This window comes from Pseudomonas sp. BN415 (assembly GCF_029871195.1).
GTDB classification, from domain to species: Bacteria; Pseudomonadota; Gammaproteobacteria; order Pseudomonadales; family Pseudomonadaceae; genus Metapseudomonas; species Metapseudomonas resinovorans.
This window is the reverse complement of the sequence record NZ_SSOK01000061.1, coordinates 332565-347080: the sequence shown is the minus strand read 5'-3', so window position 1 is coordinate 347080 and position 14516 is coordinate 332565. Positions and strand designations below refer to the sequence as shown.

The 14516-nt window shown below is 64.7% G+C and carries 17 protein-coding genes; 10 read left to right on the top strand and 7 right to left on the bottom strand.

Annotated elements, in window-relative coordinates; all coding sequences use genetic code 11:
- The first annotated feature begins 196 nt into the window (after window positions 1–196).
- The 4 genes from argH to E8F20_RS20010 all read left to right on the top strand — a co-directional run bounded on the left by argH (window position 197) and on the right by E8F20_RS20010 (window position 5192).
- On the top strand, window positions 197–1591 hold the full coding sequence (gene argH, locus E8F20_RS20025; protein WP_280285293.1) for an argininosuccinate lyase: 1395 nt from the start codon (window positions 197–199) through the stop codon (window positions 1589–1591).
- A 59-nt stretch (window positions 1592–1650) separates the two neighbouring features.
- Window positions 1651–1929, top strand: a complete 279-nt coding sequence (locus E8F20_RS20020; RefSeq protein WP_280285292.1) for a hypothetical protein — start codon at window positions 1651–1653, stop codon at window positions 1927–1929.
- A gap of 78 nt (window positions 1930–2007) precedes the next feature.
- The gene (locus E8F20_RS20015; protein ID WP_028626854.1) at window positions 2008–2250 is read left to right on the top strand and encodes a TIGR02647 family protein; all 243 of its coding nucleotides are present in this window, start codon (window positions 2008–2010) and stop codon (window positions 2248–2250) included.
- Window positions 2251–2354: 104 nt separating this feature from the next.
- Window positions 2355–5192 carry a class I adenylate cyclase gene (locus tag E8F20_RS20010; RefSeq protein WP_280285291.1) on the top strand — a complete coding sequence of 946 codons (2838 nt, stop codon included), beginning with the start codon at window positions 2355–2357 and terminating at the stop codon, window positions 5190–5192.
- A gap of 93 nt (window positions 5193–5285) precedes the next feature.
- On the opposite strand, the gene rnk is transcribed toward E8F20_RS20010, so the two are convergent.
- From rnk to E8F20_RS19990, 4 genes are all read right to left on the bottom strand, one after another.
- The gene (rnk, locus tag E8F20_RS20005) at window positions 5286–5693 is read right to left on the bottom strand and encodes a nucleoside diphosphate kinase regulator (protein ID WP_028626856.1); all 408 of its coding nucleotides are present in this window, start codon (window positions 5691–5693) and stop codon (window positions 5286–5288) included.
- Between the two features lie 142 nt (window positions 5694–5835).
- Window positions 5836–6039, bottom strand: coding sequence for a DUF1289 domain-containing protein (locus E8F20_RS20000; protein WP_280285289.1), 204 nt, complete (start codon window positions 6037–6039; stop codon window positions 5836–5838).
- Window positions 6020–6352 (bottom strand): iron donor protein CyaY, encoded by a 333-nt coding sequence (gene cyaY, locus E8F20_RS19995; protein ID WP_028626857.1) that lies wholly within the window; start codon window positions 6350–6352, stop codon window positions 6020–6022. The genes E8F20_RS20000 and cyaY overlap by 20 nt, the downstream gene beginning before the upstream one ends.
- A gap of 11 nt (window positions 6353–6363) precedes the next feature.
- Window positions 6364–7407, bottom strand: a complete 1044-nt coding sequence (locus E8F20_RS19990) for an AraC family transcriptional regulator (RefSeq protein ID WP_280285288.1) — start codon at window positions 7405–7407, stop codon at window positions 6364–6366.
- Window positions 7408–7547: 140 nt separating this feature from the next.
- Between E8F20_RS19990 and E8F20_RS19985 the strand changes: the two genes are divergently transcribed.
- Genes E8F20_RS19985 through E8F20_RS19960 form a run of 6 tightly spaced genes read left to right on the top strand, consistent with a single transcriptional unit; the run spans window position 7548 to window position 12116 of the window.
- Window positions 7548–7688 (top strand): lipoprotein, encoded by a 141-nt coding sequence (locus E8F20_RS19985; protein WP_028626859.1) that lies wholly within the window; start codon window positions 7548–7550, stop codon window positions 7686–7688.
- Between the two features lie 14 nt (window positions 7689–7702).
- Window positions 7703–8950, top strand: coding sequence for a diaminopimelate decarboxylase (gene lysA, locus E8F20_RS19980; protein ID WP_280285287.1), 1248 nt, complete (start codon window positions 7703–7705; stop codon window positions 8948–8950).
- 10 nt (window positions 8951–8960) lie between these two features.
- Window positions 8961–9791, top strand: a complete 831-nt coding sequence (gene dapF, locus E8F20_RS19975) for a diaminopimelate epimerase (RefSeq protein ID WP_028626861.1) — start codon at window positions 8961–8963, stop codon at window positions 9789–9791.
- Window positions 9788–10489 (top strand): DUF484 family protein, encoded by a 702-nt coding sequence (locus E8F20_RS19970; protein WP_280285286.1) that lies wholly within the window; start codon window positions 9788–9790, stop codon window positions 10487–10489. The genes dapF and E8F20_RS19970 overlap by 4 nt, the downstream gene beginning before the upstream one ends.
- Before the next feature lie 29 nt (window positions 10490–10518).
- Window positions 10519–11415: a tyrosine recombinase XerC gene (xerC, locus tag E8F20_RS19965; RefSeq protein WP_280285285.1), complete on the top strand. Its 897-nt coding sequence runs from the start codon at window positions 10519–10521 to the stop codon at window positions 11413–11415.
- Window positions 11412–12116, top strand: a complete 705-nt coding sequence (locus tag E8F20_RS19960; protein ID WP_280285284.1) for an HAD family hydrolase — start codon at window positions 11412–11414, stop codon at window positions 12114–12116. Before xerC ends, E8F20_RS19960 begins: the two co-directional genes overlap by 4 nt.
- A gap of 112 nt (window positions 12117–12228) precedes the next feature.
- On the opposite strand, the gene sutA is transcribed toward E8F20_RS19960, so the two are convergent.
- The 3 genes from sutA to E8F20_RS19945 all read right to left on the bottom strand — a co-directional run bounded on the left by sutA (window position 12229) and on the right by E8F20_RS19945 (window position 14503).
- Window positions 12229–12543: a transcriptional regulator SutA gene (gene sutA / locus E8F20_RS19955; protein ID WP_280285283.1), complete on the bottom strand. Its 315-nt coding sequence runs from the start codon at window positions 12541–12543 to the stop codon at window positions 12229–12231.
- Window positions 12544–12619: 76 nt separating this feature from the next.
- Window positions 12620–13045: a secondary thiamine-phosphate synthase enzyme YjbQ gene (locus E8F20_RS19950; protein WP_137821960.1), complete on the bottom strand. Its 426-nt coding sequence runs from the start codon at window positions 13043–13045 to the stop codon at window positions 12620–12622.
- 138 nt (window positions 13046–13183) lie between these two features.
- Window positions 13184–14503: an ammonium transporter gene (locus E8F20_RS19945; protein ID WP_280285281.1), complete on the bottom strand. Its 1320-nt coding sequence runs from the start codon at window positions 14501–14503 to the stop codon at window positions 13184–13186.
- Between the last annotated feature and the right edge of the window lie 13 nt (window positions 14504–14516).

The following is a 14516-nucleotide window of genomic DNA, read 5'->3' as shown; positions in this document are numbered from 1 at the left end:
GGCAGGCGACAAATCGGGGTCGCCGGGCAAAAGCCTGTACTGAACCATCAAATCCACGGCACGTCCGTGAAAGGCTCCGGCAATCTGCCCAGCCCCCGACCGGACAGGCCGCGCCGGTTTTTTCGGCAACACTGTTATTATCGACGGTATTTTCCGGCCCATCGGCTTTCTTTCACCATCCTCACCGAGTGAACCCATGAGCACCGACAAGACCAACCAGTCCTGGGGTGGCCGCTTCAGCGAGCCCGTCGACGCCTTCGTCGCCCGTTTCACCGCGTCCGTAGACTTCGACAAGCGCCTGTACCGCCACGACATCATGGGCTCCATCGCCCATGCCACCATGCTGGCACAGGTCGGCGTACTCAGCGAGACAGAGCGCGACACCATCATCGACGGCCTGAAACAAATCCAGGGCGAAATCGAAGCCGGCAGCTTCGACTGGCGCGTGGACCTGGAAGACGTGCACATGAACATCGAAGCACGCCTGACCGACCGCATCGGCATCACCGGCAAGAAGCTGCACACTGGCCGTTCGCGCAACGACCAGGTGGCCACTGACATCCGCCTGTGGCTGCGCGACGAGATCGACATCATCCTCAGCGAAATCACCCGCCTGCAGCAGGGCCTGCTGGGGCTGGCCGACGCGGAAGCCGACACCATCATGCCGGGCTTCACCCATCTGCAGACCGCCCAGCCGGTGACCTTCGGCCACCACCTGCTGGCCTGGTTCGAGATGCTCAGCCGCGACCATGAGCGCCTGGTGGACTGCCGCAAGCGGGTCAACCGCATGCCGCTCGGTTCCGCCGCCCTGGCCGGTACTACCTACCCCATCCAGCGCGAAGTCACCTGCCAGTTGCTCGGCTTCGATGCCGTCGGCGGCAACTCCCTGGACGGCGTGTCCGACCGCGACTTCGCCATCGAGTTCTGCGCTGCCGCCTCCCTGGCGATGATGCATCTGTCGCGCTTCTCCGAAGAGCTGGTGCTCTGGACCAGTGCCCAGTTCCAGTTCATCGACCTGCCCGACCGCTTCTGCACCGGATCTTCGATCATGCCGCAGAAGAAGAACCCCGACGTGCCGGAGCTGGTGCGTGGCAAATCCGGCCGGGTCTTCGGCGCCCTCACCGGCCTGCTGACCCTGATGAAAGGCCAGCCGCTGGCCTACAACAAGGACAACCAGGAAGACAAGGAGCCGCTGTTCGACGCCGCCGACACGCTGCGCGACAGCCTGCGCGCCTTCGCCGACATGGTTCCGGCGATCAAGCCCAAGCGCGAAATCATGCGCGAAGCGGCCCGCCGCGGCTTCTCCACCGCCACTGACCTCGCCGACTACCTGGTGCGCAAGGGCCTGCCCTTCCGCGACTGCCACGAAATCGTCGGCCACGCGGTGAAGTACGGCGTGGACAGCGGCAAGGATCTGGCCGAGATGAGCCTCGAGGAGCTGCGCACGTTCAGCGACCAGATCGGCGACGACGTCTTCGCCGTGCTGACCCTGGAAGGCTCGGTCAACGCCCGCGACCACATCGGCGGCACCGCACCGAACCAGGTGCGCGCCGCCGTTGAGCGCGGCAAAGCCCTGCTCGCCGCCCGCTGACCCTCTTGCCGGGTGACGCCCCACGCGCCGCCCGGTTGTCTCGATGACAGGAAATCGCAATGACCGACGACATTGATGAAGGCGAGGAAGCCTTCGCCGAAGCCACGCTGACCCAGGCCATCGAGAACCAGATCGAGGCCGGTGAACCGCCCGCTGCCCGCGCCACCTTCAACAAGCTCAGCCTGGTGGGTTACGAGCGCGAGGAGATTCTCCAGTTGATGGCGCTGGTCCTGGCCCACGAGATCGATGCCATGCTCGCGGCCGACCGCGCCTTCGACACCGAATGGTACGAAAAGGCCTTGCGGGCACTGCCGGACCTGCCTGAAGATCAGGCCTGACCTCTCTACACTCCATAGACTCCAGATTCCGGCCGGCCATTGCCGGCCTCCGCGGTACAACAAGAACTAGGAGCGATCATGGTCTTCACCCCCGAACTCATTGCCGAATTCGAACTGCTGGCCCTGTTCAACCTGGATAACACCCAGGAAGGCCTGAAAGTCCACAACAATGCCAACCCCAAGGCCCAGGCCGCAGTGATGCGATTGCACCAGAAGGGCCTGATCACCCAGCCCGACGGCGGCTACCTGACCAGCCTCGGCCTGGATGCTGCCGAACACGTCCAGTCCCTGCGCACCATTCTCCAGCCCCAGCCCGCCTGAAGCCGCTGCCGCTCAAGTCGGCAACATAACGGGCGATACAATGCGGACGCCTGCCGGCAGTGAAGGCTGACGGCAGGCAGCCAGCATCGGGACACGAGCAGAGCATGACGCGCACCCAGGAAATCCGCCCGGACATCGACGACGGCATCGACCGCAAGGTCCTTGCGCAACTGCGCGCCCGCTTCCTCAAGGTCAACAATGGCCGCCTGGATCGTGCCATGCAGGCGCTGTCCACACGCCAGCAACTGGTCCTGAAGCTGTTGCCGCTGCTGTTCCATGTCAACCACCCGCTGCTGCCCGGCTACGTCTCCGGCACCACGCCGGCCGGGGTCGCCGCCTACGAGCCCGATGACGACCTGTTGGCCGAAGTCCAGCGGCTCACCCGCTCCTTCGCCTACAAGCCGCGCCGCGGCCCGCAGCCGACGCCGATCCACGGCCTGTTCCTGATGGGCAGCCTGGGGACCATCGCCCAGGCCGAACAGAGCGACATGGACATCTGGGTCTGCCACGCGCCGGACCTGGACGCCGCCGCCACCGCCGAACTGCAACGCAAGTGCAGCGCGCTGGAGGAATGGGCGGCCAGCCAGGGTGCCGAAGCGCACTTCTTTCTCATCGACCCGGCCCGCTTCACCCAGGGCGATCGCGAGACACGACTGACCTCCGACGACTGCGGCACCACCCAACACTACTTGCTGCTCGACGAGTTCTATCGCACTGCCATCTGGCTCGCCGGGCGCACCCCGCTGTGGTGGCTGGTGCCGGTGTACGAAGAGTCACGCTACACCGCGTACACCGAGACCCTGCTGTCCAAGCGTTTCATCCGCGCCGAAGAAGTACTCGACCTTGGGCACCTGGCGCACATACCGCCCGGCGAGTTCATTGGCGCCAGCATGTGGCAGCTGTTCAAGGGCATCGAATCGCCCTACAAGTCGGTACTCAAGCTGCTGCTAACCGAGGTCTACGCCAGCGAGCATCCGCAGGTGGCCTGCCTGTCCCTGCGTTTCAAGGAGGCGGTCTATGCCAACCGCCTGGACCTGGACGAGCTGGACCCCTACATGGTGGTCTACCGCCGCCTCGAGGAGTACCTGCGCGGGCGCAACGAAACCGAGCGCCTAGAGCTGATCCGCCGCTGCCTTTACCTGAAGGTGGACAAGAAACTCAGCCGGCCGCCACGCAACCGCAACAAGAGCTGGCAGCGCCTGCTGCTGGAGCGCCTGACCGCCGAATGGCACTGGCAGCAACGCCAGTTGGCGATGCTCGACAGCCGCAGCCAGTGGAAAGTACGCCAAGTGCTGGCCGAGCGCCGCGCCCTGGTCAATGAGCTGACCTACAGCTATCGCTTCCTCTCCCAGTTCGCCCGCAGCGAACAGGCCAGCGGCACCCTCAGCAGCCGCGACCTGGGGGTACTCGGCCGGCGACTCTACGCTGCCTTCGAGCGCAAGGCGGGCAAGGTGGAGTTCATCAACCCAGGGATCGCCCCGGACATCGCCGAAGACACTCTCACCCTGGTGCAGTGCACCAGCCCGGATGCCGAGGGCGAAACCCAGTGGACGCTATTTTCCGGCAGCCTGAATGCCCTGGAATGGCAGGACTTCGCGCCGCTGAAACGCAGCCGCGAACTGATGCCGCTCCTTGCCTGGTGCCATCGAAACGGTGTGATCGACACCAGTACCCGCGTTTCCCTGCACCCGGGGAGCAGCGATCTGACCGAGTACGAACTGTCCAATTTGCTGACCAGCCTGCAGCAGACCTTCCCCCAGCCTCTGGGACAGGTGGATGACAGCGCCTTGTTAAGGGCCGGCACTCCGACCGAGGTGCTGTTGCTGGTGAATATCGGCGTCGACCCCCTGAAGCAGCACAGCCAGAAGAACCTCCACCTCACCACCGAGCGCACGGATGCCCTGGGCTATTCCGGGGCGCGCGAAAACCTGGTGTTGACCATCGATCAAGTGGTCTTGAACAGCTGGAACGAGATGCTGGTCAACCGCTTCGAAGGTCCGGACGCCCTGCTCGCTTGCCTGCGCGACTACCTCAACAGTCTGCCCAGCAGCAGCGCACGCCCCGGCCTGCGAGTACGCTGTTTCTGCCGCAACCGGGCTCAGGCGATCGGTCAGCGGGTACAAGAACTGTTCGACGACGCCCAGGAGTTGCTCGGCGCAGCCGGAGTGCCGCGCTTCCTGCTGCAAATCCAGCAGCGCTTCCACGTCCTACAACTGGAGCCAGGCCAGGTGAGCCACGCCAGCCTGGTCGACCTGCCGGGGCTGGTGGAGCACCTGGGGCGCGATCTTCCGGGCTACAGTCCTCTGCAACTGGATCGCCACGCCCTGGAAGATCAGGATCTCGCTGTGATCCTGCCCATCGGCCGACCGGAATGCATCCAGGTGTTCTACCGCCGGGAGGGCGACAGTGCCGAGATCAGCCTGCTGGACGAGCACAACGCTCTCTGGCGCCAACGCTTGCCCTTCCGTGACGAGCAGAGCCTGCTGACGCCACTGCACCGCTTCCTGCAGTCGCTGCTCTACCGACGCAATGCCTTGTTGCCACTGGACAGTCCGCACGCTGCGCTGGTGCCGGAAATCCTTTATTACGAGGTGGTTCGCCAAGGCCGTCACCTGGAACGACGCCCGGCGCCCTCAGCGGTGGTCAGCCACCCCTTCTACGACGTGCAGGCCATCGTCGAGCCGGCCGAACAGGGCCTGGTGCATGTGACCCTGTACTGCAACCACCGCGAGTTCTCAGAACTGGAGTACGGCACCGGCCTTTTTGCCGCCGTAGCCCGACACATCATCGCCCAGCGCCGTACGCCTGAGCGCTACCCGTGCTACATCACCGACCTCGACCTGTCGCGGGTGCCCGGCAAGGGTCAGGCGCAGACCGTCCACTACCTGCGTTACAAGGTGGAGTTGGAAGAACAGCTGAACAGGGCGTTACGAGACGGCTGAGCTGGCCGGGGCGAAGGGTCTTGTAGGGGCGAATCTCAAGAGGCGAACCTTCGGTCCGCTTGGCGATTGAAGTCGCCCCTACAACAGGACGGATCAGCGGCTGTATTCGCCGGCCGCTTCGGGCTGGTACTCGACTTCCAGCAAGGTCAGCTTGAGGGTCTTGCCGCCGGGAACCGGCCAATCGATATGCTGACCGACGGACAAGCCGAGCAGCGCACTGCCGACCGGGGCGAGGATGGAGACCTTGCCTTCGCCACCCACGTCTTCCGGGTAGACCAGCGTCAGGTGATAGTCCTTGCCACTGCTTTCCTCGCGGCAATGCACGCGGGAATTCATGGTGACGACGCCCGGCGGAACTTCCTCATGGCCAACCACCTGAGCGCGAGCCAACTCGCGCTCCAGCGCCTCGGCGGCGGGGCCGAACTCCTCCAGGCTGTCGAGCAGGCGCTCCAGGCGTTGCAGGTCGAGACGGGTAATGGTGATGGGCGGGTGGGTGTTCATGGCGAACGCGCGACTCCTTATGCAGGTAGCGAAAAAAGCGAAACCCCGCCCGAAGGCGGGGTTTCAGATTCTGTCTAACCGGACGACTTGCCCGGAAGCCCGACAGTACGTCAGGGCACCCGCGATTGGCAAGACCGGCCGGTCAGCCGCGCATCGGTCGCCGTCTCAGTTCGGCGGCGGCACAGATTTCGCGGCGGCGCGGGTCGCTGGCCTGGTTCCACTCGCAGATTTCCGCAAGGGTTCGGCCGCAGCCTACACAGACGTCCGTATCGTCCAGACAGCAGCGTCGGATGCACGGCGACGGATGGCGAGCCTGGGGCGCGCTGTCAGAGTTCGTCGAACTCAAGGTCTTCGCCCGCCTGTTCGCGGGTTACGCGGCTGAGCAGCTCGCCCAGCGGTTCGTCGCTGCTGTCGCAGATCCAGCGACCGCTGGCCTGGTCATAGTCAAAGTGGAAGCCCCCCGAACGTGCGGCCACCCAGAGCTGGCGCAGAGGCTCCTGGCGGCTGAGGATCACCTGGCTGCCGTTCTCGAAGCGCACGGTGAGCACACCCGCGCTGTTTTCCAGGTCCAGATCCAGGTCGCTGTCATCGAATGCGTCTTCCACACGCTCCTGGGCTTCATCGACCAGGTCGTGGAATTGGGCTTCGCTCAAACTCATCAGGGATTACCTCAGGGCATAGGGGATGAAGGGCGACGGTACTCGCCGAGACTCTGTCCGGTCCAGCGGCGGAAGGCGCGCCCCAGGGAGCCGGGTTCACTGAAACCGATCAGAAAGGCAATGTCCGCCAGCTCCAGCGTCGGATCGCGCAGATAGTGCAGCACCAGCTGCTGGCGCGTCTCGTCCACCAGCTGGCTGAAGGATAACCCGGCCTCGCGCAGGCGGCGCTGCAGGGTACGCGGACTCAGCGCCAGCGCATCAGCCAGGCGCTCCAGATCCGGCCCGGCGGCAGACAGCTGAGCCGCCAGCATCTCGCGGGCGCGATCCAGCACGCTATGGCCCTGGCGCAATTCACCGAGAAGGCGCTCGGCATAGCCATCGAATAGCCGGCGCACCTCGGCGTCGGCCTGGCCAAGCGGCGTGGCCAGCAGGCGCTTGGGAAAGACCAGGGCATTGTCCGTCTGACCGAAGCGTATCGGGCAGCGGAAGATCCGCTGGTGCTCCGAGATGTCCACCGGCGCCGGATGCTGGAAGCGCACCTCGGTGGGCGGAATATCCAATCCGGTGATCCAGCGTCCGAAGGTCACCCAGCCGGCGAGGGTCTCTTCTGCCAGCAGGGCGCGCTGCTGCGGCAGGATGGACTCCCAACTGTGCGCCACCTGGGGCTCCAGGCCCTCACAGGGTGGCTCGTCAGCCAGCTCGACCCGCCCCAGGTTACCCACCAGGGCGGCGTAGCGCGCCTGGCGGTGTAGAGCGTCGGCCAGCGTGGCGCAACTCATCAGCAGGAAGCCCAGTACACCGTAGTGGCCAGGGCGCACGGCCTCGCCCAGATGCAGCCCAAGGTGCGGATCGCCGGACAGCCGTGCAGCATGTCCGAGCAGCTCGAGGTAGGCGCTGGCGGCAATGCGCTGGTCACGTTGGGCGAGGATCGCCGGCGTCAGCTGGACATGGCCAAGCAGGTCGGCAGGGGCCACGCCTAGCGGCTCGAGCCGCGCCATCAGACCCTGTAGATAGGCAACCGAGACCGAACCGGCAAGGGATGCGGCGTTATCCATGGGATCTCCTTTTTCCAGCCGCCAATGCTAGCCCTGCACAGGCCCGCAGGCCACGCCGGACGGGTTTTCCGGCGAATAGGCAAGGCGTCGGGGGGTCGGTATACTCCGGAACAATTCACGTTTTCTGCAAGGATTCCGTCATGAAGCGACTCCACGCCCCTTTCGTCGCCCTGCTCGCTGCTGCCTGCCTGCTGGCTGGCTGCGGCCAGAAAGGCCCGCTCTACATGCCTGACGACGAAAAAGCAGCGAAAGAACACCAGAAAGACGTGTACATCCGCTGATCGGGGGAGCAGTCATGGACGCTTTCACGTACCGCGACGGCGAGCTGTTCGCGGAAAGCGTAGCGCTGTCCGACATCGCCGCTCGCTTCGGCACGCCTACCTATGTCTATTCCCGCGCGGCCATCGAAGCCGGCTACATGGCCTATGCCGATGCGCTGGCTGGAACGCCGGGCATGGTGTGTTATGCAGTCAAGGCCAACTCAAACCTCGGTGTGCTGAACCTGCTGGCGCGCCTCGGCGCGGGCTTCGATATCGTTTCCAGCGGTGAGTTGGAGCGCGTGCTGGCAGCCGGCGGCGCACCTGGACGCATTGTCTTCTCGGGCGTAGGCAAGAGCCGTGACGACATGCGCCGCGCCCTGGAGGCCGGCGTGTACTGCTTTAACGTCGAGTCGCGCAACGAGCTGGAACGCCTGCAGAATGTCGCCGCCACCATGGAGGTGAAGGCTCCGGTTTCGTTGCGGGTCAACCCCGACGTGGACGCCGGCACCCACCCGTACATCGCCACTGGCCTGAAGGAAAACAAGTTCGGCATTTCCATCGAGGAGGCCGAAGCCGTCTATACCCAGGCCGCCAGCCTGCCGAACCTCGATGTGATCGGCGTCGACTGCCATATCGGCTCCCAGCTCACCAGCCTGGAACCCTTCCTCGACGCTCTCGACCGCCTGCTGACACTGATCGACCGCCTGAGCGCGCGTGGCATCAACATTCGTCACCTGGACCTCGGCGGCGGCCTCGGCGTGCGCTACCGCGATGAGCAGCCACCGCAGCCCGGCGACTACATCCAGGCCGTGCGCCAGCGCCTGCAGGGCCGCAACCTGGAACTGCTGTTCGAACCCGGTCGCTCCATCGTCGCCAACGCTGGCGTGCTGCTGACCCAGGTCGAATACCTCAAGCACACAGAACACAAGGATTTCGCCGTGATTGACGCGGCCATGAACGACCTGATCCGCCCGGCGCTCTACGAGGCCTGGATGGACGTGGTACCGGTGCAGCCCCATGCCGGCATCGAGCGCACCTACGACCTGGTCGGCCCGATCTGCGAAACGGGCGATTTTCTTGCCCGCGAGCGCAATCTGGTGCTGGCCGAGGGCGATCTGCTGGCGATACGCTCTGCCGGCGCCTACGGTTTCGTGATGAGTTCCAACTACAACACCCGCGGCCGCGCCGCCGAGGTGCTGGTGGACAGTGAGCAAGCCTTCGAGGTGCGCCGCCGCGAGACAATCGAAGACCTTTATGCCGGCGAAAGCCTGCTGCCGCAGTGAGGGCGCATCCATGCTATTGCGCTTCACCAAGATGCACGGCCTCGGCAACGACTTCATGGTCCTCGACCTGGTCAGCCAGCACGCCCATATCCAGCCCAAGCACGCCAAACAGTGGGGCGACCGCCACACCGGTATCGGTTTCGACCAACTGCTGATCGTCGAAGCCCCGACCAACCCGGATGTCGACTTCCGCTACCGCATCTTCAACTCCGACGGCTCGGAAGTGGAACAGTGCGGCAATGGCGCGCGTTGCTTCGCCCGCTTCGTCATCGACAAGCGCCTGACGGTGAAGAAGCGTATTCGCGTCGAGACCAAGAGCGGCATCATCGAACTGGATGTGCGACCCGATGGCCAGGTCACCGTGGACATGGGCCCGCCGCGCCTGGTCCCGCAACAGATTCCCTTCGTGGCCGACGCCGAAGCCTTGAGCTACCCGGTCGAGGTGGACGGCCAGACGGTCGAACTGGCAGCCATTTCCATGGGCAACCCCCACGCGGTGCTGCGCGTCGATGATGTCGCCAGCGCACCGGTACACAGCCTGGGGCCTAAGCTGGAGCACCATCCGCGCTTCCCGCAGCGCGTGAACGTGGGCTTCCTGCAGATCGTCGACCGCAAGCAGGCGAAACTGCGCGTCTGGGAGCGCGGCGCCGGGGAAACCCTGGCCTGCGGAACCGGTGCTTGCGCCGCCGCAGTGGCCGCGATCCGCCAGGGGTGGATGGACTCACCGGTGCAACTCGAACTGCCGGGCGGCCGGCTCTCTATCGAGTGGGCCGGTCCGGGGCATCCCGTTATGATGACCGGACCCGCCGTTCGCGTATTCGAAGGACAGGTTCGCCTATGACCGACCAGCATCAGGATCCGCCACAGCACCTCGACTCCGAGACGGTGGCGGCCTACCTGCGCCTCCATCCGGAATTCTTCGTCCAGCATGAAGAGTTGATTCCCGAAATGCGCATCCCGCACCAGCCGGGTGACGCTGTGTCCCTGGTGGAACGCCAGGTGAAGCTGTTGCGCGAGAGAAACATCGAGATGCGCCATCGCCTGGCGCAATTGATGGATGTCGCGCGGGAGAACGACCGGCTCTTCGACAAGACCCGCCGCCTGGTGCTCGACCTGCTGGACGCCTCCAGCCTGGAAGAAGTGGTGGGCGCCGTGGAAGACAGCCTGCGTCACGAGTTCCAGGTGCCCTTCGTCAGCCTCATCCTGTTCAGCGAGAGCACCCTACCGGTAGGTCGGAGCGTTACCGTTGCCGACGCGCACCAGAGCATCGGTGGACTGCTGGCCGGCGGCAAGACCATCTGCGGCATACTGCGCGGCCATGAGCTGGAGTTCCTGTTCGGCGCCGAGGAGCGCGACCAGGTCGGCTCCGCTGCCGTGGTCAGCCTGACCCACCAGGGCCTGCACGGCGTACTTGCCATTGGCAGCCCGGATCCGCAGCACTACAAGAGCTCCCTCGGCACCCTGTTCCTCGGCTATATCGCCGAAGTCCTGGCCCGGGTGCTGCCACGCTTCGCCACACCCCTGCGTTCGGTGAGATAGCCCGCCACCACGCACGCCAAGGAAGTCCCATGCAAGCCGACCTGGATGCTTACCTGAATCACCTGCGCAGCGAGCGTCAGGTTTCAGCTCACACCCTGGACGGCTACCACCGCGACCTGCTCAAGGTACGTGCGCTCTGCGAGAAGTTCGGCATTGCCGACTGGCAGGACCTGGACGTCCGCAGCCTGCGCAGCTTTATTGCCCGATTGCACCAGGACGGCCTGTCCAGTCGCAGCCTGGCCCGTCTGCTCTCGGCCGTGCGTGGCCTCTACCAATACCTGATCCGTGAAGGTCGCTGCCGTCACGACCCGGCCAATGGTCTTGCCGCCCCCAGGGGCGCTCGCCGCCTGCCCCGTGCGCTGGATGCCGACCGCGCCCAGCAACTGCTGGACGGTGCTGTTGAGGACGACTTCATCGCCCGTCGCGACCAGGCCATGCTGGAGCTCTTCTACTCATCCGGTCTGCGCCTGTCCGAACTGGTGGGCCTGGACCTCGACGGCCTCGATTTGTCCGCCGGTCTAGTGCGGGTACGCGGCAAAGGCAACAAGATTCGCGAGCTGCCGGTGGGCAGCAAGGCCCGCGAAGCGCTGGACGAGTGGCTGCCGCTGCGCGCCATGGCCAATCCGGGCGACCGCGCCGTGTTCATCAGCCGGCAGGGCCGCCGGCTCTCCGCACGCGCAGTCCAGTTACGGGTGCGCCAGGCCGGAGTGCGTGAACTGGGCCAGCATTTGCACCCGCACATGCTGCGGCATTCCTTCGCCAGTCATATGCTGGAATCATCACAGGACCTGCGGGCAGTACAGGAGCTGCTCGGCCACGCCGACATTTCCACCACCCAGATCTACACCCACCTGGACTTCCAGCACCTGGCCTCGGTCTACGACCAGGCCCACCCGAGAGCAAAGCGACGGGGAGCGGACGAATGAGTATTCAGCTGATCACTTTCGACCTGGACGACACCCTCTGGGACAACCGGCCGGTCATTGAGGGCGCCGAATCCGCCATGCGCGACTGGCTGATGGAACACACTCCAGCCCTGGGCACCATGCCCGTGGAACACCTCTGGGCCATTCGCGGCGAAGTCCTGGCTGCAGAACCGAGTCTCAAGCACCGCCTCAGCGAACTGCGTCGCCGTACCCTGCGCCGCGCACTGGAAGGCGTTGGCTACTCCGCCGAAGATGCCATCGACCTGGCCGAAGGCGCCTTCCAGGCCATGCTCCACGCTCGTCACCGCATCACCTTCTTCCCCGACACCGTCCCTACCCTGGAACGCCTGGCCATCCGCTACAACCTGGGCGTGATCACCAACGGCAATGCCGACGTGCGCCGCTTGGGCCTGGCCGACTACTTCAAGTTCGCCCTCTGCGCGGAGGAACTTGGCGTTGGCAAGCCCGACCCGGAGCCTTTCCTCGAAGCGCTGAAGCGTGGCGGTGTAAGCGCGCGCGAAGCCGTGCATATCGGCGACCACCCCGCCGACGATATCGAAGGCGCCCGCCGCGCCGGCCTGCGCGCCATCTGGTTCAACCCGCTGGGCAAGGAGTGGAGCGGCGAACACCTGCCGGATGCGGAGATCACCAGCCTGCGGGAGTTGCCTGAGGTACTGGCGCGCTGGGCGAAGTGGCACTAGAGAGCCAAAGCTTTCGCAGATAAGGTCGCTTGCACACCGATTGCGGCGCCTTCTTCCCCTACACGCATGAAAAAGCCCGCGCAATGGCGGGCTCTATCGACGGGGGCCGGCCTCAGATGGGACGGCTGCCGTACTTGCTGTCTGGCTTCTTCGGTGGGTCGGCAACCACATTGGGTTCGACCTCCTGCACCTTGCCACCACGGGCCAGGAATTCTTCCATGGCCCTGGCCAGGGCATCGCGCTCTTTCTGCTTGGCTTCGATGCTGGGCATCTCTTCGACTTCGACCGCAGCCTTGGCCTTCTTCCCAGAGGGGGCAGGGGCCTCGCCATCGTCGTCGCTTTCGCCATCATCGGCTGCAGCCAGCTCTTCGCCGTCTTCCTCGTCGGCCGCTTCCAGCTCGTCTTGTTCCAGTTCTTCGTCGCTCATGTTCTACCTCATGCCTTGCCAAAGCAGGTTAGTTATAGCCCAGCTACGCCAGCTTACTAACGCGGCTGGAAAAAATTCAGGGCGCCTCGCCGTGCAAGGTCGCCAGTAGTCGGCGAGCACCGCCCTGGTCGCGGTGTTCACCCAGGTAGACACCTTGCCAGGTGCCCATTGCCAGTTGCCCGTCTCGGAGCGGCAGACTCAACTGGCAGCCGAGCAGGCTGCCCTTGAAGTGCGCGGGCAGATCGTCCGGCCCTTCATAGTCATGTTCATAGCCGCTTTCACCCTGGGGCACCAGGCGATTGAAGAATCGCTCGAAATCTCGCCGCACAGCGGGATCGGCATTCTCGTTCACCGTCAGGGAAGCCGACGTATGTTGCAACCAGAGGTGCAACAGACCGACGCGATAGCGCCGCAGTTCCGGCAATGCGGCCAGGATTTCCTCGGTCACCAGGTGGAAGCCACGCGGCTTCGGGCGCAAGGTAATCAGGGTCTGCTGCCACATCCGCAAATACCTGTCTCGGCTTGTACGGCCGGCATTCTAGCGCGGCCGCTGAAAAAGCAAAGGGCGCCTTGCGGCGCCCTTTTAGGCATTTCTGCCGCCCCCCCCGTCGGCAGCTGCCGAACGGGGAAATCATCTGCATCAGAGGTTGTAGCCGCGCTCGTTGTGCTGAGCCAGGTCGAGGCCGACGGTCTCTTCCTCTTCGTTGACGCGCAGGCCCATGACCACGTCCAGCACCTTCAGGATCACGAAGGTCACGATGCCGGTGTAGACCACGGTGAAGGCCACACCTTCGAACTGGATCAGCAGTTGGGCGCCGATGTCTTCCACGGTGCCGAAGCCACCCAGGGCCGGTGCGGCGAACACGCCGGTCAGCAGCGCGCCGACGATACCGCCGATGCCGTGCACACCGAAGGCGTCTAGGGAGTCATCGTAGCCCAGCTTGCGCTTCAGGCTGGTGGCGCAGAAGTAGCAGACCACGCCGGCAACCAGGCCGATGATCAGGGCGCCCATCGGGCCGACGGTGCCGGCAGCCGGGGTGATGGCAACCAGGCCGGCGACCACACCGGAAGCGATGCCCAGGGCGCTCGGCTTACCGTGGGTCAGCCATTCGGCGAACATCCAGCCCAGGGCGGCGGCGGCGGTGGCGATCTGGGTAACCAGCATGGCCATGCCGGCAGTGCCGTTGGCCGCTACTGCGGAACCGGCGTTGAAGCCGAACCAGCCCACCCAGAGCATGGCGGCGCCGACCAGGGTGTAACCCAGGTTGTGCGGAGCCATCGGAGTGGTCGGATAGCCCTTGCGCTTGCCCAGCACCAGGCAGCACACCAGACCAGCAATACCGGCGTTGATGTGCACCACGGTGCCACCGGCGAAGTCCAGCACGCCCCAGTCCCACATCAGGCCGCCATTGCCGCTCCACACCATGTGGGCGATCGGGGCATAGACCAGGGTGAACCAGACAGCCATGAAGATCAGCATGGCGGAGAACTTCATGCGCTCGGCAAAGGCACCCACGATCAGGGCTGGGGTGATGATGGCGAAGGTCATCTGGAAGGTGATGAACACGCTCTCAGGAATCGCGTACACCAGGCTGCTGGTGTTCAGGCCGCTGAGGAAGGCCTTGGACAGGCCGCCCACGAAGGAGTTGAAGTTGATCACCCCCTGTTCCATGCCGGTGGTGTCGAAGGCCAGGCTGTAGCCGTAGACCACCCAGAGGAGGCTGATCAGGCCAGTGATGGCGAAGCACTGCATCATCACCGACAGAACGTTCTTGGAACGCACCATGCCGCCGTAGAACAGCGCCAGGCCGGGGATAGTCATGAACAGCACCAGCGCAGTAGCGACGATCATCCACGCCGTGTCACCACTGTTCAGCACGACCTCGTCGGCGGCCATGGCCAGGCCGGGGGTAACGAGGGACAAAAGGGCTCCTAGCCCTGCGGCTTTACGCAGAGTCATGTTGTTTTCTCCT